21 protein-coding genes are annotated in these 22450 nt (G+C 62.4%); 12 read left to right on the top strand and 9 right to left on the bottom strand.

Features of this window, described 5'->3' with window-relative positions; all coding sequences use genetic code 11:
* Positions 1 to 99 precede the first annotated feature (99 nt).
* The 6 genes from WBK19_RS17235 to creB all read right to left on the bottom strand — a co-directional run bounded on the left by WBK19_RS17235 (position 100) and on the right by creB (position 4506).
* Entirely contained in the window at positions 100 to 486 is a 387-nt protein-coding gene (locus WBK19_RS17235) for a DUF2784 domain-containing protein (RefSeq protein WP_511291931.1), read from the bottom strand.
* A 66-nt stretch (positions 487 to 552) separates the two neighbouring features.
* A complete protein-coding gene (locus tag WBK19_RS17230; protein ID WP_511291929.1) occupies positions 553 to 933 on the bottom strand; it encodes a VOC family protein in 381 nt (126 codons plus the stop codon).
* Positions 934 to 971: 38 nt separating this feature from the next.
* Complete coding sequence (locus WBK19_RS17225) at positions 972 to 1496, bottom strand: DUF1579 domain-containing protein (protein WP_511291927.1); 525 nt, start codon at positions 1494 to 1496, stop codon at positions 972 to 974.
* 158 nt (positions 1497 to 1654) lie between these two features.
* Positions 1655 to 2338 carry an acyl carrier protein gene (locus WBK19_RS17220; protein ID WP_511291925.1) on the bottom strand — a complete coding sequence of 228 codons (684 nt, stop codon included), beginning with the start codon at positions 2336 to 2338 and terminating at the stop codon, positions 1655 to 1657.
* A 14-nt stretch (positions 2339 to 2352) separates the two neighbouring features.
* Complete coding sequence (creC, locus tag WBK19_RS17215; protein WP_511291923.1) at positions 2353 to 3783, bottom strand: two-component system sensor histidine kinase CreC; 1431 nt, start codon at positions 3781 to 3783, stop codon at positions 2353 to 2355.
* Positions 3784 to 3789: 6 nt separating this feature from the next.
* Complete coding sequence (gene creB, locus WBK19_RS17210; RefSeq protein ID WP_511291921.1) at positions 3790 to 4506, bottom strand: two-component system response regulator CreB; 717 nt, start codon at positions 4504 to 4506, stop codon at positions 3790 to 3792.
* A 216-nt stretch (positions 4507 to 4722) separates the two neighbouring features.
* On the opposite strand from creB, the gene bchE reads away from it, so the two are divergent.
* The 10 genes from bchE (at position 4723) to WBK19_RS17160 (ending at position 17512) form a co-directional block, all read left to right on the top strand.
* Positions 4723 to 6306 carry a magnesium-protoporphyrin IX monomethyl ester anaerobic oxidative cyclase gene (gene bchE / locus WBK19_RS17205; protein WP_511291918.1) on the top strand — a complete coding sequence of 528 codons (1584 nt, stop codon included), beginning with the start codon at positions 4723 to 4725 and terminating at the stop codon, positions 6304 to 6306.
* 232 nt (positions 6307 to 6538) lie between these two features.
* A complete protein-coding gene (locus WBK19_RS17200; RefSeq protein ID WP_511291917.1) occupies positions 6539 to 7168 on the top strand; it encodes a paraquat-inducible protein A in 630 nt (209 codons plus the stop codon).
* Complete coding sequence (locus WBK19_RS17195; RefSeq protein WP_511291916.1) at positions 7165 to 7788, top strand: paraquat-inducible protein A; 624 nt, start codon at positions 7165 to 7167, stop codon at positions 7786 to 7788. The genes WBK19_RS17200 and WBK19_RS17195 overlap by 4 nt, the downstream gene beginning before the upstream one ends.
* Complete coding sequence (locus WBK19_RS17190; protein ID WP_511291914.1) at positions 7785 to 9407, top strand: PqiB family protein; 1623 nt, start codon at positions 7785 to 7787, stop codon at positions 9405 to 9407. Before WBK19_RS17195 ends, WBK19_RS17190 begins: the two co-directional genes overlap by 4 nt.
* Positions 9404 to 10012: a PqiC family protein gene (locus WBK19_RS17185; protein WP_511291912.1), complete on the top strand. Its 609-nt coding sequence runs from the start codon at positions 9404 to 9406 to the stop codon at positions 10010 to 10012. The genes WBK19_RS17190 and WBK19_RS17185 overlap by 4 nt, the downstream gene beginning before the upstream one ends.
* Positions 10013 to 10231: 219 nt before the next feature.
* Positions 10232 to 11272: a phosphoribosylformylglycinamidine cyclo-ligase gene (gene purM, locus WBK19_RS17180; RefSeq protein ID WP_511291910.1), complete on the top strand. Its 1041-nt coding sequence runs from the start codon at positions 10232 to 10234 to the stop codon at positions 11270 to 11272.
* A gap of 144 nt (positions 11273 to 11416) precedes the next feature.
* Positions 11417 to 12049, top strand: coding sequence for a septal ring lytic transglycosylase RlpA family protein (locus WBK19_RS17175; protein ID WP_511291908.1), 633 nt, complete (start codon positions 11417 to 11419; stop codon positions 12047 to 12049).
* Positions 12050 to 12131: 82 nt separating this feature from the next.
* Positions 12132 to 13283, top strand: coding sequence for an efflux RND transporter periplasmic adaptor subunit (locus tag WBK19_RS17170; protein ID WP_511291906.1), 1152 nt, complete (start codon positions 12132 to 12134; stop codon positions 13281 to 13283).
* The gene (locus tag WBK19_RS17165) at positions 13280 to 16318 is read left to right on the top strand and encodes an efflux RND transporter permease subunit (protein ID WP_511291904.1); all 3039 of its coding nucleotides are present in this window, start codon (positions 13280 to 13282) and stop codon (positions 16316 to 16318) included. Before WBK19_RS17170 ends, WBK19_RS17165 begins: the two co-directional genes overlap by 4 nt.
* Before the next feature lie 78 nt (positions 16319 to 16396).
* The gene (locus WBK19_RS17160; protein WP_511291903.1) at positions 16397 to 17512 is read left to right on the top strand and encodes a response regulator; all 1116 of its coding nucleotides are present in this window, start codon (positions 16397 to 16399) and stop codon (positions 17510 to 17512) included.
* Here the strand turns inward: WBK19_RS17160 and miaA are convergent.
* Entirely contained in the window at positions 17502 to 18446 is a 945-nt protein-coding gene (gene miaA / locus WBK19_RS17155; protein ID WP_511291901.1) for a tRNA (adenosine(37)-N6)-dimethylallyltransferase MiaA, read from the bottom strand. The two genes, WBK19_RS17160 and miaA, sit on opposite strands and share 11 nt — an antisense overlap.
* Before the next feature lie 62 nt (positions 18447 to 18508).
* Here miaA and WBK19_RS17150 point away from each other — a divergent pair, with 62 nt between their 5' ends.
* Positions 18509 to 18742: a hypothetical protein gene (locus WBK19_RS17150; RefSeq protein WP_511291899.1), complete on the top strand. Its 234-nt coding sequence runs from the start codon at positions 18509 to 18511 to the stop codon at positions 18740 to 18742.
* A 77-nt stretch (positions 18743 to 18819) separates the two neighbouring features.
* Here WBK19_RS17150 and WBK19_RS17145 read toward each other — a convergent pair whose 3' ends face one another.
* Positions 18820 to 19575: a hypothetical protein gene (locus tag WBK19_RS17145; RefSeq protein WP_511291897.1), complete on the bottom strand. Its 756-nt coding sequence runs from the start codon at positions 19573 to 19575 to the stop codon at positions 18820 to 18822.
* A 64-nt stretch (positions 19576 to 19639) separates the two neighbouring features.
* Here WBK19_RS17145 and WBK19_RS17140 point away from each other — a divergent pair, with 64 nt between their 5' ends.
* Positions 19640 to 21265: a hypothetical protein gene (locus WBK19_RS17140; RefSeq protein ID WP_511291895.1), complete on the top strand. Its 1626-nt coding sequence runs from the start codon at positions 19640 to 19642 to the stop codon at positions 21263 to 21265.
* Positions 21266 to 21316: 51 nt separating this feature from the next.
* Here WBK19_RS17140 and WBK19_RS17135 read toward each other — a convergent pair whose 3' ends face one another.
* Entirely contained in the window at positions 21317 to 22432 is a 1116-nt protein-coding gene (locus tag WBK19_RS17135; RefSeq protein WP_511291893.1) for a PEP-CTERM sorting domain-containing protein, read from the bottom strand.
* Positions 22433 to 22450: the final 18 nt, after the last annotated feature.

Genomic DNA, 22450 nt, shown 5'->3' with positions numbered 1-22450 from the left:
GGCGTCGATGATGCGCTCGGCACCGCTACCAAGTTTGACCATTTTCGTGACGCCACGAAAATGATCGTTGATCGTAGCAATCAGCAAAATGGCAGGCGTTCAACGGGAACGAAACGACCCCGCCAGGTCACGGAGCCGTATCCCATACAACAGCCCATTCACCGCCAATACCGCCACTCCCAGGCCGATCTGGAATTCCTGCGTCAGTCCGACTGGGTAGAGGATCGGTAGCAGGTAGTGCGCGATAAAGCCTTCCTCGTAGCCGGTGCCGCCGCCGGCCTGAAGGAGCTGGTTTTCCAGGCGGGTCAGCGGGCAGTTCAAGGCGGTCAACTCGACTGTCGCCCCCCAAAGGAAGGCCGGTACATGCAGCCAGGCAACGCGGGGGGCGCACCATAACAGCAGGCCGCCGAAAGCAACGAACAGAACAAAGGCCAGATGAAGGATCAGGACGGCGTCGGCGGCCAGGCGAAGGACTGCGGGGTCCATGACATGGCCTGTTACAGGGGGCGCCGTGGTGCAGGCCCGTTCTGACGACCGGGCCTGTTCCGGTAGTTAGCCGCTGCCATAGGGCCGGGTGATGATTTCCAGCAGATGTCCATTCGGATCCCGGAAATAGACGTCTCGACCGCCGTCTTGATGATTGATCTTGCCAGGATGGCGTCGGCCCGGGTCGGCCCAGTAGTCGATGTTCCGCTCCTGGATACGGCCGAAAATCTCGTCGAACTCGGCTTCGCTGATCAGGAAAGCGTAGTGCATTGGGGTGATCTCACCGTCGGCTTCGTCGAGATCAAGGCTCACGCCGTTTGCCGTTTGTACTACGAGGAAGGGGCCGAAACGGGTGGCTGCAGCGAGCCCGAGAATCTCGGTGAAGAATTTCGCTGAATTCGCCTGGTTGCGCACCATGACGATGAGGTGGTTGAGTTCGACTGCCATATTGCCCTCCTCGACATCGAATGGACCGAGGCTCGGATCTATTTCGTGCGTCGGTAGTTGGCGGTCATGAACTGCTGCCAGTTGCCGTCGTCGCTCTGGCAATGGGAAGTCAGAGTCCGATGGTCGGCGGATTTGATCTCGATGACGTCCTGGTACCTGGCCCGCTTTCCGGGTGTTGCTCCGGGCGACATGTCGGGGCCTTCGGAGTTGAGTGTCAAAACCTTTCCGGCGGAATCCAGTTCGCCGTCGTATATCCACATGTGCGTCATCATCGAGCCGACCCAGGTGCCCACATAGCGTTTCGTTGTCGGGTCGTATCCGATGGTCATGATCATCGTTGCGCTGCCGCCGTCCGGCATCTGGCCTTGTCCCTCGGCCATGACCCAGAGACCGCCCAGGCATCGCACTTTCTCGGTGCCCTTGCATGCCTCGCCAGGCTCGGGTCCTGCGGTCATCTGAGCCTCGGTTGTCCATTCGCCGACCAGTTGCTGCAGCCATTGGTGTTCCTCTTGCGGCACGGCCTGCATCGGCGCTTGCTCGGTTTGTTTGGTTTGCGTTTCCATTGCTTTGCCTCCTTCTGCAAATTGGCGACATCCGGATTTACGGGATGAATGCAATTTGACATGAGGTGTGGTCGGCTGTTCCCCCTGCCTCCGCGCCTGACCGCATTTCAATCTTGGCCATTTTTTCCGGTTGACCGTAGAAGTGTTCGGGGCTCTGCTCAATCGAGGCCGAGGTCATGAACGAAATGTGCGTCCGGATTGACTTGCTCGAGCGACAGGCCGCTCTGCCGGGCGGTGAGCAGGCAGACTTGCTGCAGGATTTCCCCTTCTCGCCAGACGATGGGTGGCTCGACAGGGATGTAGGGAACGAGGTCGCCGAGTGTGTTCAGTCCGCTTGGGAACTGTGTTCCCAGCCGGTCGCAGAGTGCCAGGCTGAGGAACCAGCCGGCGAATGCGGCAGCCAGGATAGCCCACGGCGAAAGCGCAAGGTAGGCGGCGAGCAGGGCTGACAGGCTGGTGATGACGATCTGGGCCAGGGCGCTGATCGGGGTGGTAACAGTCAGCCGGGGCAGATCGAGCGCGGCCAGGGTGCGCCGCAGACGCCGCCAGGACGCCGTCCGCTGATCGGGAAAGAGCGTGGCGAGCGGCGTGGTCGGGCGAAGCGCATTGCGTGACAGCCATGTTTCGGCGATGAAGGTGCGACGTAGTCGATAGAAAGCGCGCTGGTTGAGGCAGGTGCTTGCCCCGGCGCTACTGCCTTCCGGCGATTGCGCCGCCAGCAGCTTGGCGACATGGTTGGCGAGTTGCCGCGGTGTGGCGAGTTTGGCAGCAGATTCGTCGGTGATGGCGACGCCGAAGCACTCTTCTACGTTGAGTAGGAGTTCGACCGTGTCCAGGCCCATGTCTGTTCAGCCGCTCAGTCGGCTCGGGCTAAGCGCAGGGTGGCGATGGCGCCGCCTTCCGGGTGATTCTCAAACCCCGCATCCCCACCATGCAACCTCGCCACTTCCCGCACCAGCGCCAGCCCCAGGCCGGTGCTTTTCTTGCCGGTGGCCGGGCGGGGCAGGGAGTAGAAGCGGTCGAAGATTTGCGGCAGGGCGTAGTCGGGGGCGCCGGGGCCGTGGTCGCGGATGTGGAAGCTGATGCTGTCGTCGGTGGCGTCGATGTCGAGTTCGATGGTGCTGCCGGGGGGCGAGAAGTCGATGGCGTTGTCGATGAGGTTGAGCAGGGCTTGTTGGAGCAGGAGGGCGTCGCCGCGGATGGGGGCGGTGCTGATTGCCGTGATCCGGGTTTGCAGTTGGCGGCCGGAGAGGGCTTGCTGGCGCAGGGACAGGCAGGTGTCGAGCAGGGCTTTGGGGTCGAGGGTTTGGTCGCCTTCCGGGGCTTGCAGTTGTTCGACGCGGGCGAGGAGGAGCATGCGGTCGATGATGGCTTGCAGGCGGCGGCCTTGTTCGGCGACGCTGAGGGTGAAGCGGTGGCGGTCGTCGGCCGGCGGGTCGCTTTCAAGGATTTCGGCGGCGCCAAGGATGGCGGTGAGCGGGCTTTTGAGTTCGTGCGCGAGGTTTTGTACGTAGCGCTCGACGTATTGCTTGCCTTCGAGCTTTTCACGCATGGTGGCGAGCGCTTGGGCGAGTTCGGAGAGCTGCCGGCCGCCGCCGGTTGGCGCTTCGGCTTTGCGGCCTTCGGCGACGGCGCGGGCGTAGTCGCGCAGGCGGTGGATCGACCAGCCGAGCCAGAGGGTGAAGCTGAGGCCGATGGCGGCGGAGGCGGCGAGCAGGATGAGGCCGGATGCCTTGACGCGTTGGGCGGCGCGCTCGGCGTAGGGGGCGACCGAGGACATTGGCTTGGCCAGCGAGAGGACGCCGATCAGTTCGCCCTGCCAGAAGATCGGGGCGGCGACGTGCATGACCGAGCTGGCCGGGTCGTAGGGGTCTTCACGCGATTGGCGGGCGCCGTATTCGCCGCGCAGGACGCGGGCGATGTCGCGCCATTGCGAGAAATCTTCGCCGACGGCGGCTTGCCGCGAGTCGTAGACGACGACCCCGTGGGCGTCGGTGACGTAGATGCGGAAGTCGATGTGTTCCTTGAGCACGCCGGAAATGTCGGCTTGCGGGCTGCGCCGGATGGCGGCGCGCACCGAGTCGGCGAAGGCTCCTTGGCCGATGCGGCCGGCGGAGAGGTCGAGGGCGGCCATTTCGGCGAGGACGTGGGCGGTGTCGACGAGTGTTTCTTCGGTGGCTTGACGGACGCCGGGTTCGGTTTCGTGGGTGACGACGTTGAGCACGAACCAGGCGGCCAGCCCGACGATGAGGAAGTAGCCGAAAAAGAGGCGGACGGAGATATTCACGCCGGCTTACCCGATCAGGCTGTAGCCGAGGCCGCGATGCGTGACGATGATGTCTTCGTCGCGAATGCTGCGCAGCTTGCCGCGCAGGGTCTTGATGTGGGTGTCGACGGTGCGTTCGAGGCTGTCGCCGCCGTCCTGCCAGACGCTGTCCATGATCTGGGCGCGATTGAGGATGCGGCCGGGTTTCTGGAGGAGCAGGGCGAGCAGCAGGTATTCGTAGCGGGTGAGCGCGAGCCACTGGCCGTGGTAGGCGATGCGCAGGCCGTCCGGGTCGATTTCAAATTTGGCCGTTTTTTCCGGTTGACCGTAGGAATGTACCTGTTCGCCGTTGGTGCCCCGGTTTTCCGGATGCAGCCGGCGGCTGATGGCGCGAATGCGCGAGGCGACCTCGCGCGGGCTGAACGGCTTGGTGACGTAGTCGTCGCCGCCCAGTTCCAGCCCGACGATGCGATCCACCTCGTCGGCGCGGGCGGTCAGGAACAGCACGGGCACATCGGAATGCCGGCGCAGGGCACGGCAGACGTCGAAACCGGTCATGTCCGGCAGGCCGACGTCGAGGACGACGAAATCGATGGTGTCGCTCGCCAGTCGGCTCAGCGCCTCGCTGCCGAGCGTGCAGCAATCGACGGTGAAACCCTCGGCACGCAGGGCGTAGCTCAGGGTGTCGGCAATGGCCGGTTCGTCGTCGACGATGAGGATTTTCATGCGCGCATGATAATTCATCTGCACTCGGTCATTGTCTGGGCGGCGTTGAAGCGGACCGCCGCCGGCCCGGATATTTCAAATTTTGCCGAAATTTTCGGTTGACCGTAGTAATCCTGGTCGGAGGGGCATCGACTCCGCTGGGGAGAGCGCCCGATCAGCCTGACTTCACCGTCGCTTCGTCATGGCTTCACCGGGCGGGGCGATTCTGGAAGCTCTTCGTTCAAGGAGCCCGCCATGTCCGCCACTGCCCCCAAGATTCTCCTGCTCAATCCGCCGCATACCGCCATCGGCAGCCGGATTCCCGATGACCACCTACCGCCGCTCGGCTTGCTCGCCATCGGCGGGCCGCTGATTGACGCCGGGTTTGCCGTCGAGTTGCTTGATGCCGACTACGACCCGTTGCCGCCCGATGAAATCGTCCGCCGCATCGTTGTCGCCGCGCCGCGCATCGTCATGGTCGGCCATGCCGGATCGTCGACCGCCCACCCGACCATCGTCAATCTGGCCGTGCGGATCAAGGCCGCCTTGCCCGAAACCGCCATCGTCTACGGCGGCGTTTTCCCGACCTATCACTGGCGGGAAATCCTCGACGAATGCCCGGCCTTCGACGCCATCGTCCGCGGCGAAGGCGAGCGGACGGCTGTCCTCGTGGCCCGCGCCATCGTCACGCACGGCCTGCTCGCCACCGTGCCCGGCTGCGCCTACCGGGACGGCGCTCAGGCGCGGGCGACCCGGCAGGCCAAGCCGATTGAAAACCTGGATGCTTACCGAGTCGGCTGGAAACTCATCGATTTCAACCGTTATTCCTACTGGGGCGGGCGTAAAGCCGTGGTCGTGCAGTTTTCGCGCGGCTGTCCCTACCTGTGCAATTACTGCGGCCAGCGCGGCTTCTGGCGGACCTGGCGGCATCGCGATCCGCTCCTTTTCGCCCGCGAACTGGCCTGGCTGCATCGAGAACACGGGGTCGAGGTCATCAACTTCGCCGACGAACTGCCGACCGCCTCCCGCGAAGCCTGGCAAGCCTTCCTCGAAGCCCTGATCGCCGAAAACGTGCCGCTCACTCTGGTCGGCTCGACGCGGGCCGGCGATATCGTGCGCGATGCCGACATCCTTCATCTCTACAAGAAGGCCGGTGTCGTGCGCTTCCTGCTCGGCATCGAAAGCTACGACGAAGCCACCTTGCAGGCCATCCGCAAGGATGCTTCGCCGCGCGAGGATCAGGAAGCGATTCGGCTCCTGCGCCAGCACGGCATCGTCTCGATGGCGACCTACGTCGTCGGCTTCGAGGAAGAAAGCGACCGCCATTACTGGCATTCGCTGAAACAGTTGCTGCGCTACGACCCCGACCAGATCCAGTTGCTGTATGCGACGCCGCTGCGCTGGACGAGATATTTTTCGAGCGTGGCGCATCGCGAGGTGGTGCAGCCCGATACCCGGCTGTGGGATTACAAACACCAGGTGCTGGCCTCGCCCGGCATGCCGCCGTGGCGCATGTTGCTCTGGGTAAAAGGCATCGAGGTCGCCATGCAGTTGCGGCCGCAGGCCTTGCTGCGCACCTTCCTCAACCGCGATCCGGAATTTCGCCATGCCATGCAGTGGTACGTGCAGATGGGGCACCGCGTCTGGTTCCGCGAAGTTGGCGAGTTTATTTTCGGGCCGCGTCCGCGTTCTACCGGAGTGCGTCTGGCCGATTTTCGCGGGGCAGGGTATGGGGGCGGTGCGACTTTGGCCGATTTGCCGCCGGCATCCGCACCGCCCGTTCGAAAAATCACCCCAATCACGCTGGCTGCGGGTATGGCAAGCGCCAAGCCAGGGTAAGTGGAGGCCGGTGCAAATTTCAATTTTGGCCAAATTTTCCGGTTGACCGTAGCAGGGGCTGGTGGAGCACCACCAGCCGGTCATGATCTTCATCGGCCAAGGGTGGCTGGTCGTTCTTCGGATATGGACATGACTTGCGAATTACAGAATACTTTGGACGACATCATCCAGCGCTAATCAACGGCCCCTTATCCTCCGCGCGACAGATAAGTTCGGGCACTATCCGTTTTATATGAAAACCTTTCCCGATCTCGTGGCCTGCGAGCATTGCGACAGCGTGTACCGGCGGCCCGTTTTGGCGCCGGGCGAAATTGCCCGCTGCGAGCGCTGTGCTGCCGTCCTGTTTCGTGACCGCCGCCTGACAATTGACAGCTGGTTGGCGCTGACCATTGCCGCGGCTATTGTTTTCGTCATTGCCAATGTCTGCCCGGTCGTGCTCGTCAATCTGCAAGGCCAGCACAATGCAGCGACGCTTTGGCAATCGACTGCGGCGCTGGCACAGGGGGCTGCCGCACCCATCGCGGTGCCGGCGGCGCTGGCCATTATTTTTGTCCCTTTCCTGCAGATCAGCCTGCTTGGCTGGCTTCTGCTGTATGCCCGCGCTGGCCGTCGGGCACCTGGTTTCGGCCCGGCCATGCATCTGATTGTTGGTTTGCGCCCGTGGAGCATGGTCGAGGTCGGGTTGTTAGGCATTCTCGTGGCCGTCATCAAGCTATCCAGTTCCTTGCAAGTGGCGCCGGGCGCCGGCGTTTGGGCCTTGGCCGTGCTGATGGTTCTGATCACGGTGATCGCCAACCGCGACGTTGATCGGCTGTGGGCGCTGACTGAGCCGCGAAGGTTTACATCCCTGGAGCCGGCATGAGCCATCCGCCCAGCGCTCGGCAATTGGGGGTAGTCGCCTGCGATGCCTGTGGCCTGGTTTGCGAGGACACCCTGAATTCAACCGGGTCGGCCCGTTGTCCGCGCTGCCTCTCGCCATTACACCGGCGACGGCCAGACAGTATTGCCCGGGCCTGGGCCTTTTTGCTCGCCGGGCTCATTCTCTATATTCCGGCCAACCTGTTGCCTGTCATGTTTACCGGCCAGTTTGGGGACGACCAGGAAAACACCGTGATGAGCGGGATCATCGAGTTCTGGAAAACCGGATCTTACGGAATTGCGCTGATCATTTTCATCGCCAGCGTTGCCGTGCCGTGTACCAAATTCCTGGTTCTCGGCCTGTTGCTGCTGACTGCGCAACGGCGTAGTAACTGGGCCAGGCGTGAGCGGGCCAGGCTCTATCGTCTGGTTGAGTTGATTGGCTACTGGTCCATGCTCGACGTACTCGTCGTTGCGGTGGTTGCTGCCCTGGTTAAATTCAAGGCGCTGAGCGAGGTCGAACCACGCATCGGTATTTTATTTTTCGGCGCCATGGTGATTATGACCATGCTTTCAGCCATGAACTTTGACCCCCGATTGATCTGGGACGGTGACCAAGAATGAGTGAATTACCCGAACCGGGTCAGCCCCCGATAACCCGTAACCGCTGGCGCGTTTCGCTGGTCTGGCTAGTGCCGATAGTCGCCGCACTCATCGGGATAGGCATGCTCGTGCAAACCTGGCATTCGGTCGGGCCCGAAATCCAGATTACTTTCAAGTCGGCGACCGGCCTTCAAGCCGGCAAAACGCCGGTCAAATACAAGGATGTGACGGTTGGTTCGGTGACTGCAATCGCGTTGAGCGACGATGGTTCGCAGGTCGTCGCGACGGTATCGCTGGTCAAGAGCGCGGCTAGCCTGATGCGAAAAGATACACGCTTTTGGGTGGTGCGGCCGCGCATTGGTGCCAGCGGCATTTCGGGTATCGACACGCTGTTTTCGGGCGCCTATGTCGCCGTCGATGCCGGTACGCAGGATGAGTTGAGCCAGACCTTCACTGGCCTGGAAACGCCGCCGCCGGTGATTGGTGGTGCGCCGGGAAAATCCTTCATGCTGCATGGCAAGGAACTGGGGTCGCTCGACATTGGCTCGCCGGTCTATTTTCGACAGATTCAGGTGGGTCGCGTCGCCCTCTATCAGCTCGACAAGGATGGCCAGGGCATCAGCCTGCAAGTCTTCATTGATGCGCCCTATGACAAGTTCGTCACGACGGATACCAATTTCTGGAATGCCAGCGGCGTGGATGTCTCCTTGGGCGCTGATGGATTCAAACTCAAGACCCAGTCGGTCAGTACTTTGATCGCCGGCGGTATTGCCTTCGAAGCACCATCGCGCAGCGAGGGCAAGGCGGCCCCTGAGTTTGCCGAGTTCGCCTTGAACCCGGATCAGGCAAGCGCCATGGCGCCGCCCGATGGCCCGCCAGTCCGTATCCAGCTTCGCTTCGCGCAGTCACTGCGCGGCCTGGCGGTGGGCGCGCCGGTCCAGTTTTCTGGGGTTGATCTGGGCAAGGTCGAGTCGCTGAGTCTCGATTACGATCAGGCCAAACGTCGTTTTCCGACTGTTGTCGATATCGTGCTTTATCCGCAGCGCTTGGGCCGGGTGTTGGAAAAGCTGCCCAAGTTTTCTGGCGACATTCAGAGCCAGCAGGCCCTGTTCCTGCGCAGTATGGTTGAGCATGGCCTGCGCGCTCAGGCGCGCACCGGCAATCTGCTGACGGGGCAACTCTATGTCGCGCTGGACTTCATGCCCAATGCGCCAAAGGTGGCTTTTGATGTGGCGGCAAGACCCATTGTCATACCAACGGTCAATGGCAGTTTTGACCAGTTGCAGGAGCAGGTGGCCAGTATTGTTGGCAAGATCGACAAGATCCCGCTCGACGCGATTGGACGCAATCTGGATGTTTCGCTCGCCGAATTGAATACAACCCTCAAACAAGTGAATGGTCAGGTCTTGCCCGAAGCCACGAAAACCCTGCAACAGGCACAGCAAACCTTTGGCGCTGCGCAAGGCATGCTGGCCGAAGGCGCCCCGCTGCAACAGAACCTTGGCATGACCTTGCAGGAAGTGCAGCGTACCGCACGCTCGCTGCGCATCCTGACGGATCTGCTCGGTCGCAATCCCGAATCGTTGTTGCGTGGGCTGCCCAACGACCCGACGCCCATGCCGCAGGAGCCCAAGCGATGAAACAATGTGTTCGCCTCGTCTTGGCGGCGCTTGCGCTGATCCTTGGCGCCTGCAGTTCTCCGCCTATCCACCGCTACACCTTGCTGGCGCCGTCCTACTCAGGCGCGGCGAGCGACAAACCTGTTCCCTTTCTGATCGACGTGTTGCCGATTGATCTTCCTGTGCAACTCGACCAGCCGCAATTTGTCGTGCGACAAGGCGCGAGTGGCGTCGCCATACTTGAAGGCGAACGCTGGGCCGGGCCGCTGGGCGACGAGTTGCGCCAGGCCCTGTCGGCCGGGTTGATGTCGCGGCTGGGAACCCGGGATATTGCCGGCTTGGTCAAGCCAGCCAATCAACCAGTCCTGCACATAAAGCTGCTGGTTCGCCGTTTGGACGCCTGGCCAGGGCAGAAGCTTGAGCTCGACGCTGACTGGAGTCTGTCGATGAGCGATGCGCCGGACAAGAGCCGACTGTTCTGCCACGGTCGCTTTGACGAGCCAGCCACGGGCAGCTACGCGGAGCTGGCGCAGGCTGGGCAACGCGCGATGTCGGCGCTGGCCACCAGAATTGCCGCTGATGCGCGAGGCTGGGTGCTTTCGCATCAAGCGGAATGCCCCGGATGATGGGCTGGGCGCCGCGCAGGACTTGAGATTTTTGCTGTTTTTTCCGGTTGACCGCAGGATTTGTTGGCGCCACCACCGCCAACCGGAAAAAGCCGGCCGCCGGATGCTGTTTGCGGTTTGAACGCCGGTGCTGACCGTCGGTTAGGGGGCGAGGGTGGTTTCGGGTAAAATCGCCGTTTTTTCCAGCGGCGATTTGCCGCAATCTGCCCAGGCCAGACCATGACCCAGAACACCTCCCTTTCCTACCGTGATGCCGGCGTCGATATCGATGCAGGCGATGCCCTTGTCGAACGTATCAAGCCGCTGGCCCGCAAGACCCTGCGTGACGGCGTGCTGGGTGGCATTGGCGGCTTCGGCGCGCTATTCGAAGTACCGAAGCGCTACAAGGAGCCGGTGCTGGTTTCCGGGACCGACGGCGTTGGCACCAAGCTGCGTCTGGCTTTCGACCTGAATCGTCACGACACGGTCGGGCAGGATCTGGTCGCCATGAGCGTCAATGACATCCTGGTCCTCGGTGCCGAATCGCTGTTCTTCCTCGATTACTTTGCCTGCGGCAAGCTCGATGTCGATACCGCTGCATCCGTCGTCGGCGGCATCGCCAAGGGCTGCGAACTGGCCGGCTGCGCGCTGATCGGCGGCGAAACCGCCGAAATGCCGGGCATGTACCCGGCTGGCGAATACGATCTGGCCGGCTTTGCCGTTGGTGTCGTTGAAAAATCGAAGGCCATCGATGGCAAGTCGATTGCTGCTGGCGACGTCGTGCTCGGCCTGGCTTCCTCGGGCGCCCACTCGAACGGTTACTCGCTGGTCCGCAAGATCATCGAACGTTCCAATCCGGACATGAACGCCAAGTTTGATGGCGAGCGCACTTTGGCCGACGTCGTCATGGCGCCGACCCGCATCTACGTCAAGCAGGTGCTGGCGCTGCTCGAAAAGGTCACGATCAAGGGCATGGCCCACATCACCGGCGGCGGCCTGCTCGAAAACGTGCCGCGCGTCCTGCCGGAAAACACCGTCGCCGAACTCGAAAAGGCCGCCTGGCCGCGCCCGAAGCTGTTCGACTGGATGCAGGCCGAAGGCAATGTCGCCGAGAACGAAATGCACCGCGTCTTCAACTGCGGTATCGGTCTGGTCATTGTCGTTGCCGCGGCCGATGCCGATGCCGCGATGGCCGAGCTCAAGGCGCAGGGCGAGGCGGTTTATCGCATTGGCCAAATCCGGGTGCGCTCGGGTGACGAAGCGCAGACTATTGTGGTCTAGTGGTCTGATTCGTCATTAGCGAGCCACAATGAAAGCGCCGGATTTGTGTTCCCGGCTAGGCGCGAACCGCAGCAATAGCTTTTGCTATTGCGAGGATGAGCAACAACGCCGGGGGCACAAAGACCAGCTTTCAGGGATCGCCTAATGGCGAAGCCGACCACTGGTTGGCAGTGGCGGGTCGCGGCGATGTTCGTCTGTGGCCTGTTCTTGCTCAATGCCTCGTCGCCGGTCTGGGCGGCGAGCCAGAAGCCGTCGCACAAGGCGGCAACCAGACATGCCAAGAAACCGGTGCGGCATTCGCCGCGCCAAGCCGAGTTGGCACCCGAATTCGGGCCGGCCGACCTGGTCGAGGATGGCGTCCCCGGCCTGCGTGGCCACGCCAGCTTTTACGGCAAGGGCTTTCAGGGTCGCAAGACGGCCACCGGCGAACGCTTTGACGTCCAGCAATTTACCGCCGCCAGCAATCGCTTTCCGCTCGGCACCATGCTGGCCGTTCGACGGGTAGACAACGACCGTTGCGCCATCGTCAAGGTCAATGACCGCATGCATGCCAAGCACCGCAAACGCATCATCGACGTGTCGCGTAGTGTGGCGGAATACCTCAATATGGTTCGGGCTGGCGTCGTCTTCGTCAGTGTCGCGCCTTTGAAAAAAGGCTGGCAGCATGGCGATGCCGCCTCTTGTCACGCCGCTTTCGAGCCTGAAGCCGAACCGGAATGCGCCTCTTGCGGTCAACTGCCAAAATTGCCCGAATTCCTGCCCGGCATCGACGGCTGATTTTTTTCTGCGAATTCAGCCGGTTCGTTACAATTCCGGCTATTGCTGACTGCCCGGTCAGTTCGACCTTTTGCCGAATGCCATGAATAAAAATACCCGTTTCGGAATTATCGCCATCGCGCTTGCCGGTCTGGCTGGCCTGGGCTACTACGCCTACACCGCCAACCGGGCGCCTGCCGCTGAGCCGGTAACCCCGGCTGGGGGGGCGGCCAAGCCGGCAGGAGGCGGTGCGCCGGCCAGCTTTTCGACAGCGGTGGAGGTGGCGCGGGTGGCGGCCAGTGATTTTGCCGATGATGTGGCCGCAGTCGGCACGCTCAAGTCGAATGAATCCGTCATGCTGCGCCCCGAAATAGCCGGGCGCGTGGCCTCCATTGGTTTCAAGGATGGCGCCATCGTCGCCAAGGGAACGGTGCTGGTTGTCTTCGATGCTGCGATCCAGGATGCTGAGTTACTACAGGCCCGGGCCAATCTGGCGCTGGCCAAAAGCAGCTACGAGCGAAACGTCGAACTGGTCGGCAAGAAGTTCCTGAGCCAGCAGGCACTAGACAGTTCGGCGGCAACGCTCAAGGTCCAGGAGGCCGCTGTCCAGCTGGCCGAGGCGAAGTCCGCCAGGATGCGTATCAAGGCGCCATTCACCGGCATGGTCGGCTTGCGCAATGTCAGCGTCGGCGATTACCTAAAGGACGGGCAGGACCTGATCAATATCGAGGATGTCGCCACGCTGCGCGTCGATTTCAAGTTGCCGGAAAACTATCTCGGCCGCATCAGCAAGGGGCAGAGTGTTGAGGTGGTGAGCGATGCTCTGCCCAGCGAGCGCTTCAAGGCGGTGCTCGATGCCATCGACCCGTTGGTGGACCAGAACGGTCGCTCGATTTCGGCCCGTGCCCGGCTCGACAACGCCAAGGGCAAGCTGCGGCCAGGCATGTTCGTTCGTGTTCGCCTGCTCTTCGGCGAACGCAAGGCCGTGCTCATGGTCCCCGAACAGGCCATCGTGCCCGGTGGTCAGCCGACGGTATTCAAGGTCGTCGATGGCAAGGTCAGCCTGGTCAAGGTCAAGCTCGGGGTTCGTCGGTCAGCGCAGGTTGAAGTTGTGGACGGGTTGGCGGCCGGCGACCTGGTCGTCACGGCCGGACAGTTGAAACTGCGCGATGGCGCCGCGGTGCGTCCGGTTGGTGAAGGTTCGCCATCTGCGGCGCCGCAGGCGGCCGCAGCCGGGACGGCGGCCGGCAAATGAAAATTTCCGAAGTCTGCATCAAGCGGCCGGTCTTCGCGACTGTGCTGTCGCTGGTCATCATGCTGCTCGGCATCGTTTCCTACGACCGGCTGCCGGTGCGCGAATACCCAAAGATCGACGAGCCGGTGGTCACGGTCAACACGACCTATCGCGGCGCCTCGGCCGAAATTATCGAGTCACAGGTAACCAAACCACTCGAGGATTCGCTGGCCGGAATCGAAGGTGTGGAAGTGATCACTTCCATTTCACGAGCGGAAAGCAGCCAGATTTCGGTGCGCTTCAAGCTCGAGCGTGCACCTGATTCGGCCGCTTCAGATGTCCGCGACCGGGTTTCCCGCGTCCGCAACAAACTGCCGGATGAGGTCGACGAGCCGGTTATCGCCAAGGTCGAGGCCGATGCCAATCCGGTGATCTGGATCGCCTTTTCATCCGACAAGCATTCGGCGCTCGAAGTCACCGACGTTGCCACGCGCATCGTCAAGCCGCGCCTGCAGACCTTGCCCGGCGCTGCTGATGTCCGCGTCTTCGGCGATCGCAAGTTCGCCATGCGTATCTGGCTCGACAAGCAGCGGCTGGCGGCTTACCAGCTGACTCCGGGTGACGTCGAGGATGCCTTGCGCAAGCAGAACGTCGAGGTGCCGGCCGGTCGAATCGAAAGCCGCGAGCGCGAATTTTCCGTGGTGGCCAATACCGACCTCAAGTCCACCGAGGAATTCGGCGCGGTCATCGTCAAGACGGTGAATGGCTATCCGATCCGTATCAACGATCTCGGCCGGGTCGAGATCGGCGCCGCATCGGAACGCAGTGCCGTGCGCTTCAAGGGGCGTTCGGCCGTGGCGCTCGGCGTCATCAAGCAGGCGACGGCCAATCCGCTCGAACTGTCGAAAGCGCTGCGTGCCGAGTTGCCGAAAATCACCAGCGAGCTGCCGGAAGGCATGAGCGCCAATCTGTCCTACGACTCGTCGGTGTTCATCGACCGTTCAATCGAATCGGTGTTCAAGACCATCGGCGAAGCCATCCTGCTTGTGCTGGCGATCATCTTCTTCTTCCTGCGCAATCTGCGGGCGACGCTGATTCCGCTGGTGACGATTCCCGTGTCGCTGATCGGTGCCTTCGGCATCATGTTCGCGCTTGGTTTCACGATCAATACGCTGACCCTGCTCGCGCTGGTGCTGGCCATCGGCCTCGTCGTCGACGACGCCATCGTCGTCCTCGAGAATATTTATCGCCACATCGAGGAGGGCATGCCGCGCATGCAGGCGGCTTTGCAGGGCTCGAAGGAAATCGGTTTCGCCGTGGTCGCCATGACCCTGACGCTGGCCGCGGTGTATGCGCCGGTCGCCTTCATGACCGGTCGTACCGGCAAGTTGTTCATCGAATTCGCCCTGACCCTGGCCGGCGCCGTGCTCGTTTCCGGTTTCGTCGCGCTGACCCTGTCGCCGATGATGTGCTCGGTGCTGCTCAAACATGAAGAGAAGCACGGCAAGGCCTTCCTGATGGTCGAGGGCTTCCTGAACTGGCTCAATGCCGGCTATAAAAAGGTGCTGACCACGTCACTCAATCATCGCTGGATCGTGCTCGTCGGTTTCGTCGTCGTCGCCGCTTCCTGCGGCGTTCTGCTCAAGGCGCTCAAGTCGGAACTGGCGCCGGTCGAGGATCGCGGCATCATTTTCGGCATGTTCCTCGGCCCCGAGGGGGCGACGCTCGATTACACCGAGAAATACGCCCGCCAGATCGAAGCCATATACAGCCAGACCAAGGATGCCGAACGTTATTTCGTGGTGGCCGGCAACCCGACGGTCAGCCAGGGGATTTCGATTCTCGGCCTGACCGACTGGAACGATCGCAGCCGTCGTTCGCCGGAAATTGCCAAGGAGTTGTTCCCCAAATTCGCCGCTATTCCCGGCGTCATGGCCTTTCCGATCACGCCGCCGTCGCTCGGCCAGAGCCCGCGCGAGCGGCCGGTCAATTTCGTCATCGTTACCGCCGCGCCATATGAGGAATTGCAGAAGGTGACCGGGCAGTTCCTGGCCGAAGTAGCGAAGAATCCGTCGTTGACCAACGTTGATACCGACCTCAAGCTCAACAAGCCGGAGCTGTCAGTCGACGTCAAGCGTGACAAGGCCGCCGACATGGGCGTGCCGGTCGAAACTATCGGCCGGACGCTGGAAACCTTCCTCGGTGGCCGGCAGGTGACGCGCTTCAAGCGCGACGGCGAGCAGTACGACGTGATCGTCCAGGTCGCCGAAGTCGAGCGGCGCAATCCCGAGGATATCCGCGACATCTACGTGCGTGGCCGCGATGGCAGCATGATTTCGCTGGAAAATCTGGTTGATGTCCGGGAAACGATCAGCCCGCGCGAGTTGAACCACTTCGGCCAGCGCCGCGCCGTGACGATCACCGCCAACCTGGCGCCGGGCTACACCCTGGGAGAGGCGCTGACCTTCATGGACGGCGTCGCCAACCAGATCCTCAAACCGGGCTATGCCGCCGACTACAACGGCCAGTCGCGTGAATTCCGGCAGTCTTCGTCGTCGCTGGCCTTCACCTTCGGTCTGGCGCTGGCCTTCATTTACCTCGTGCTGGCCGCCCAGTTCGAGAGCTTCCGCGATCCCTTCATCATCATGCTGACCGTGCCGCTATCGATGGCCGGCGCGCTGCTTGCCCTCTGGCTGAGCGGCGGCACGCTCAACGTTTACAGCCAGATCGGGCTGGTCACGCTGGTCGGCCTGATCACCAAACACGGCATTCTGATCGTCGAGTTCGCCAACCAGTTGCAGGAAAAGGGCATGACGATCAAGGAGGCGGTCATCGAATCGTCCTTCCTGCGTCTGCGCCCGATTCTCATGACGACCGGCGCCATGGTCCTCGGCGCCGTGCCGCTGGCCTTCAGCACAGGGGCGGGTGCCGAGTCGCGGCAGCAGATCGGCTGGGTCATTGTCGGCGGCCTGCTGCTTGGCACTTTCTTTACGCTGTTTGTGGTACCGACCGTCTATTCCCTGCTCGCCGCGAGAAAAGAACCCGAGATCGCCTGATGGCAATGCTTGCCGTTGCCGTTAAATGCCCTCAGAATATTCTATTGGCAATTTTCGGGGTGGGCCGTGGACTCAAGCATGCGTGTTTATGTCGTCGATGACGACCAGGTGTTTCTTGACGCGCTGAGTGGCATTCTCGAGGGGGTGTGCCAACTCGAGACCTTCAATTCAGTCGACACCTGCCTGATCCGGCTGGCCGATGCCAAGCCGGATATTTTCCTGCTCGACATCCAGATGCCGGTCACCGATGGCTATGCGTTTTGCTGCCGCCTCAAGGATGACTTCGACACGCTGGATATTCCGGTCCTCTTTGTTTCGTCGAGCGATGAAAGCGAGACCCTTCTGCTTTGCTACGAAGCCGGTGGTGACGACTTTATCCGGAAGCCGGTCGATCCGACCGTGCTGGTCAGCAAACTGGCGGTTGCCAGCCGGATGCTGGCCGAGAAAAAGGCCCTGCGCGAGCAGGCCGGTTATGCGCGGGATACGGCCATGGCCGCCATGGTCAGCATGGGAGAACTGGGCGTTGTCCTGCAATTCCTCAGTAAATCCTTCATCTGCAACAGCCTCCAGGAATTGGCGGCGCTGGTGATCGATTCGATGGGCCAATACGATCTGCTGGCGGCCGTTCAGGTCCGTCTTGGCGACGATGTGCTGACTTTGAGTCAGGATGGTCAGAATGTGCCGCTGGAAGTTTCCGTGCTCAATCTGATCAGGGATAGCGGCCGGGTTTTCCAGTTCCGTTCGCGCTGCGTATTCAATTTTGGGCGAGTGACTTTGCTGGTCAATAACATGCCGCTGGCCGATGCCGAGCGTTGCGGACGGATCCGCGACAACTGCGCGATTCTGGCCGAGGGTGCCGACGCGCGGCTCAAGGCGATCGAGTCCGATCTGCTGGCGCATCGCCGCCGGGTCGGGATCGAAGCGGCGCTACCTCGCCTGTATGCGACGCTGGATGGGGTCCAGAACAATTACCGGCGCAACTGTTTCGAGCTGACCCAGGTGATGATCGATTTCGAGGAAAAGCTCAATGAGACCTTCAATCATCTCGACCTGATGAGCCGGCAGGAAGAGGAGCTCGGCAAGATGGCCAATGCCTTTATGCTGCGCGTGGTCGGGACACAGGATGCGTCGCTTGAGATTGTCGGCCGGCTGGAAGGGCTGGCCGATGACCTGAAGGATTTGCTCAGGAACTGAGGAAGGCGGCGACGCGGGTCGAAACGGTGCCAGCCAGTGCCGGGTCGAGGCAGTCGATACTTTCCGCTTCGAAAGAGTTGGTCAGCCAGGTGATCTGGCGCTTGGCGAGCTGGCGGGTGGCGAAGATGCCGCGATCACGCAGCTCTTTTTTGGGGATGATGCCGTCCTGCGCTTCCCAGGTCTGCCGGTAGCCGACGCAGCGCATCGACGGCAGGTTGAGGCTCAGCGTGTATTTCTGGCGCAGCAGGCGCACTTCGTCATCCAGCCCGGCCAGCAGCATTTCGTCGAAACGGCGGGCGATGCGTTCGTGCAGAACGGCGCGGTCGGAGGGCAGGAGTGCTATCGACAGAAAGTCGTAAGCCGGTTTCTGCTTTTCGCTCTCGGCCAGCAATTCGGACATCGGCCGGCCGGTCAGTCGGCAGATTTCGAGGGCGCGTTGCAGGCGCTGGCTATCGGTGGTGTGCAGCCGGGCGGCGGTTGCCGGGTCGAGCGCGGCCAGTTTGGCGTGCATCGCCGGCCAGCCTTCGGCCGCGGCTTCGGCATCGATTTCGGCACGCAGGGCAGCGTCGGCCTGCGGCAGATCGGCCAGACCGTGGAGCAGGGCGCGGAAGTAAAGCATCGTGCCGCCGACCAGTACGGGTACCTTGCCGGCGGCCGTGATGTCGGCCATCGCGACCAGCGCATCGGCGCGAAAACGGGCGGCGGAATAGCTTTCTTCCGGCGAGATGATGTCGATCAGGCGGTGCGGGTAGCGGGCCAGCGTGGCACGGTCCGGCTTGGCGGTGCCGACATCCATGTCACGAAAAACCTGGGCCGAATCGACGCTGATCAGTTCGACCGGAAAACGGTCGGCCAGCGCCATGGCAACCGCCGTCTTGCCCGACGCGGTCGGGCCCATGATCAGGATGGCAGGCGGCAGGCGGGGTGAGCTCATGGCGGCGAATGCTACCACGCAGCGTCGCCGCCTATAATCTCCTGAGCCTTCAAGGAGATTCCATGCCACTCGTTCCATGCCGCGCCTGCGGTCATCAGGTCGATACGTCGGCCATCGCCTGCCCCGGCTGCGGGGCGACCAATCCTGGCCGCAAGATGAGCAAGCAGCAGTCGGACCTCATCGTGCTGCTGATTCAGTTGGTTGTCGGGTTCGCGTTGTTGATTGGTGTTTCGACCTATGCCTGGAATACGGTCGGGCCGATGATCAAGGCACAACTGGCCAAGCCGGCGCAGTAAGGCGATCCCTTGCGCATTCCTGGCCAATGCTACGGTCAACCGGGAAAATTGGCGAAAAATGAAATGTCAGGCCGGGCTCAGGGCCACGCGCTTTCCAGCTTGGCGGCCGCCGCGTTGTAATCGCCGCGGACTTCCGCTGGCGTTCCGCGCGAAGTCCGGCTGAGCGGCCGCCACAGCGCTTCGGGAATGCCGGCCAGCGTGGCGTGCATGCCAATCAACTGGCTGGCGGGAATCGGCATGACGTCGCCCGGAGGCGATTCGAGCGCCGCGCTCATCGTGCCGACATGGGCAGCGAGCAGGAAAAGATGGCGCAGGCGCGGCGAGCCGACCTGTTCGATGCGCCCGGCAACCCCTTCCGGATCGATTTCAATGCGCTGGGTCAAACCGCTGAAATCGGCCGCGGTGCGCACCGGCAGGCGGGCGACCGGCGCCACGCCGAGTTGCCGGGCCAGTTCGTCGAGGTGGCGAACGTTTGCCTCGACCGGCCGCGACAACTGTCGCATGACCTCGTCGGGCTGTTGCCCGTAGCCGCCCAGCCATTGGCTCAGGTAGCCGTATTCGAAGCCGAGCAGGAAAACGCGGCGGGGAAAGTGCGGGTCGAGCCCCTGTTCGCGTTCCCGGGATTTTTCGGCGAGGTCGGCCGCTTCGTCGGCATAGGTTCGGGCCGGGTCATTGACCGTCCAGCCGATATGCGCCAGTTCGGCCGCGCCCCACATCCAGAATGCCTGAATGCCGAGGTAGAGCAGGGTGATCGCCAGGGTCGCCAGCAGGAAGCGGCGCGGCTCGCGCCAGCGCGTGCGGCGGTCGGCTGTCTCGGGAAGCGAAGTGGTCATGACAGTTTCCTGAAAATGACATTGGCAGTAGGCTAGCACTATTGTGGCCTGTCGGGAGCGAGCGATGCATGGCGGCGAACCAAGTGTGCATTTCATCAACAGCGTGCTGGTCACGGTCGTTGTCGCGCTGATCGTGCTCTGGCGTTACCGGCTGGCCATTCTGGGCGGGATGATGCATGGCGACAGCGCGGCGCTGCCCTTGCCAGCCGAGCGTGCGCCAGTTCAGGCAGCGCTTGGTTCCGGCAACCTGACCACCCATGAGCGCTCGATGCGCCTGCGAATTGCTGCTGCCTGGTTGCTGACTACCGCCGTTTGCGGCCTGCCGATGGCTGTGCTCTACATGATTGCCGGGGAAATGAGCGCCTCGCCGACCTATGCCTTGGCGCTGACCTGCAGCTACATGATCGCCGCCTTGCCGATGATTGCGGTCTCGCTGGCCTGGCCGCCATGGCGCATGGTTGTCACCTTTGTCGTCATGATGCTGAGCTTCGCCGCGCTCTGCCTGCTCGCCGGCATCATCGAACGCAGCCTGCTCGGCCGGCCACTGAGCTGGAAAATTCTCGGCCTGATCCCGCTATTCTTTGACATCGCCTGGAACCAGCTGTGGATGGCCGGCCTGTTCTGGCTGATGTCCTGGCCGAGCCGGCTGCGCGGCGTTGTGCCGATCACTTTCGCCGCCGTCCTGGTCTTTGCCGCGGCGCCCTTTGCCGGCTCCCGCCTGACCGCCGTGCTCGCCGCCACCGAGGTTGGCACGCCGTGGGTTTATACGCTGGGGCTGAATGGCGTATTCATGCTTATCGCCCTGCCGGTCGGCTGGCTGGCCTGGTTGCGTCTGCGCCAGCTGGCCGCCGATTACGAAGCCAAGCGCTTTTCTGACGCCCAGTTGCTGGCCCGCACCTGGTGGCTGATGCTCGTCGTCACCATCGGTTTCGACATTCTGGCCGGCCGTGAGCGCCCGACCTTCGCGCTGCTGCTGGTGGTTGGCGAGATTGTGCTCTTCCCGCTGGTCAATCATTGGGTCATGCGCTGGCTGGGCGTGGCCAAACAGGCCGCGGCCAGGCCGGCCCCGACGCTGCTTCTGCTCCGCGTCTTCGGCTACACCGCACGCACCGAGCGCCTGTTTGATCGCGTTGCGTCACGCTGGCGTCTGTTGGGCCCGGTCACCATGGTCGCCGCGCCCGATGTTACCGCCCGTACCATCGATTCCGGCGACTACCTGCGCTGGCTGACCGGGCGCATCGACGAGCTCTTCGTCACCACCCGCGCCAGCCTCGACCACAAGCTGGCCACCCTCGATCTGGCCCCCGATCCTGACGGGCGTTTTCGTGTCAGCGAATTCTGCTGCCGCGACTCGACCTGGCAGGCTACCGTCGTCGAACTGATGTTGCGTGCCGACGCCGTGATCATGGACGTGCGCGGTATCAGCGCAGCGCGGCAGGGCTGCGAATTCGAACTGCAGCAACTGGCGAAGCGCATACCGCCGCAGCGGTTGGTGCTGGTTGTTGATGAAACGACGGACAACGAGCGTCTGAAAGCACTTTTCGGCCCTACTCTCGATCAGGTCAGTGTGATTGACATGCACCGGCGCCGCGATGCTGACAGGGTTTTTGAAGCGCTTGTCGATGCGGCTGGCGGGGCTGTGGCATCTCCCCGTTCGTCGCCTGCCGCAAAAAATGATGGCGCAGACTGAGCTGCGCCATGGTCAGCTGTCCGCTGTCTTGCGGCGGACATGGCTCCAGCCCTAGGCGCGCTTGCTACGGCGTGCCATGCTCGCGACGATAGCCAGACCGGCCAACAGCATGGCGTAGGTTTCCGGTTCCGGCACGGCCGCCACGTTGCCAACCAGATTAATCTCCAGTTGATGGGTGCTGCGGGTGGCGCTGGCGCCGATGTCGGCGTCCGACAGGTTGAGCACATAGCGGGCGCTGAAACTGCCGGTCGTGGTCGTGTCCAGCCAGACGCTGTAGGTGCTGCTACCTCCCTGGGCCAGATCGGTGAAAGCGGCCAGGCTGGTGGTCATTTTTGAGGTGTCGCCAGAGCCGGAAACGCTGTCCAGATCAAGCCCTGCGCGGTTGGCGTCGGCCAGGTTGAAGAGGCTGAAGCTCAGGGGCGAGACGCTGGCCCCTTGGGTGACGGTGCCGAAATCCAGCGTCAGGCTGCTCAATGCTGAACCGCTGGCAAAAGAGGGCGCGGCGTGGAGCAGGTAGTCGTAGCTCGCTTGCAGATTGCCGGACCAACTGACTGTGTAGGTGCTCGTCGAGCTCGAAGCCTGACCCTGGATTCGTGACAAGGTGCTGGTTGCCTGCAGGCTGGGCAGGGTCAGGGTGACACCGGTCGATCCGTTACCGACGTAGTCGTTCAGATTGCTGGCGCTGACGGCTGCCGTGGCATTGGTGGTGACCGCAGATGTTGTCGGACTCCAGTTGCAGGAAATGGCGCCAGTTGGTCCCATGGCCAGAGAGCAACCGCTTCCGGCCACCGTTGCTGGCGTGCCGAACGCGCCGCTGGCGCCGGAGGCCGAGAAAGCGGCGGTGCTGCTGCCACTGCCATTGGCATCGCGGCCGGGGCCGTTGTTTTTCGAACCGGTGCCGCTGATCGATTGCAGACGCTCGGAGTTGAGTTGAATATTTGCGCCGACCAGAACGCCGGTCGTGCTGTCGAATTGGCCGATGCCAACTGTCGCGATGGCGGCATTGTTGTTGGTTCCGGTCGCGCTGAGGACGGATGACGCTGTGGCGCTGGCGCTGGCCGAGCCACTGAAGGCGCTGGTTGCGGTTGACGTATTCAATTGCGCCTGAGCCACCCCGGCGCAGCCCAGCAAGGCGGTTGCCAGGGCGATTTTGGTCAAATTAGTCATGCTGTGTTTGATTCCGAA

Source organism: Azonexus sp., assembly GCF_049652925.1.
GTDB lineage: Bacteria > Pseudomonadota > Gammaproteobacteria > Burkholderiales > Rhodocyclaceae > Azonexus.
This window is presented reverse-complemented; position numbering and strand designations above follow the sequence as displayed.

Excerpts from the sequence above, each read along its gene's own strand:
- WBK19_RS17220 (WP_511291925.1), bottom strand. The coding sequence starts at position 2,338 with ATGGGCCTGGACACGGTCGAACTCCTACTCAACGTAGAAGAGTGCTTC.
- WBK19_RS17150 (WP_511291899.1), top strand. The coding sequence starts at position 18,509 with ATGCCACTCGTTCCATGCCGCGCCTGCGGTCATCAGGTCGATACGTCG.
- WBK19_RS17145 (WP_511291897.1), bottom strand. The coding sequence starts at position 19,575 with ATGACCACTTCGCTTCCCGAGACAGCCGACCGCCGCACGCGCTGGCGC.
- WBK19_RS17195 (WP_511291916.1), top strand. The coding sequence starts at position 7,165 with ATGAGCCATCCGCCCAGCGCTCGGCAATTGGGGGTAGTCGCCTGCGAT.
- WBK19_RS17135 (WP_511291893.1), bottom strand. The coding sequence starts at position 22,432 with ATGACTAATTTGACCAAAATCGCCCTGGCAACCGCCTTGCTGGGCTGC.
- WBK19_RS17235 (WP_511291931.1), bottom strand. The coding sequence starts at position 486 with ATGGACCCCGCAGTCCTTCGCCTGGCCGCCGACGCCGTCCTGATCCTT.
- WBK19_RS17190 (WP_511291914.1), top strand. The coding sequence starts at position 7,785 with ATGAGTGAATTACCCGAACCGGGTCAGCCCCCGATAACCCGTAACCGC.
- WBK19_RS17225 (WP_511291927.1), bottom strand. The coding sequence starts at position 1,496 with ATGGAAACGCAAACCAAACAAACCGAGCAAGCGCCGATGCAGGCCGTG.
- miaA (WP_511291901.1), bottom strand. The coding sequence starts at position 18,446 with ATGAGCTCACCCCGCCTGCCGCCTGCCATCCTGATCATGGGCCCGACC.
- bchE (WP_511291918.1), top strand. The coding sequence starts at position 4,723 with ATGTCCGCCACTGCCCCCAAGATTCTCCTGCTCAATCCGCCGCATACC.
- WBK19_RS17185 (WP_511291912.1), top strand. The coding sequence starts at position 9,404 with ATGAAACAATGTGTTCGCCTCGTCTTGGCGGCGCTTGCGCTGATCCTT.
- WBK19_RS17160 (WP_511291903.1), top strand. The coding sequence starts at position 16,397 with ATGCGTGTTTATGTCGTCGATGACGACCAGGTGTTTCTTGACGCGCTG.
- WBK19_RS17140 (WP_511291895.1), top strand. The coding sequence starts at position 19,640 with ATGCATGGCGGCGAACCAAGTGTGCATTTCATCAACAGCGTGCTGGTC.
- WBK19_RS17200 (WP_511291917.1), top strand. The coding sequence starts at position 6,539 with ATGAAAACCTTTCCCGATCTCGTGGCCTGCGAGCATTGCGACAGCGTG.
- creB (WP_511291921.1), bottom strand. The coding sequence starts at position 4,506 with ATGAATTATCATGCGCGCATGAAAATCCTCATCGTCGACGACGAACCG.
- WBK19_RS17175 (WP_511291908.1), top strand. The coding sequence starts at position 11,417 with ATGGCGAAGCCGACCACTGGTTGGCAGTGGCGGGTCGCGGCGATGTTC.
- purM (WP_511291910.1), top strand. The coding sequence starts at position 10,232 with ATGACCCAGAACACCTCCCTTTCCTACCGTGATGCCGGCGTCGATATC.
- WBK19_RS17230 (WP_511291929.1), bottom strand. The coding sequence starts at position 933 with ATGGCAGTCGAACTCAACCACCTCATCGTCATGGTGCGCAACCAGGCG.
- WBK19_RS17170 (WP_511291906.1), top strand. The coding sequence starts at position 12,132 with ATGAATAAAAATACCCGTTTCGGAATTATCGCCATCGCGCTTGCCGGT.
- WBK19_RS17165 (WP_511291904.1), top strand. The coding sequence starts at position 13,280 with ATGAAAATTTCCGAAGTCTGCATCAAGCGGCCGGTCTTCGCGACTGTG.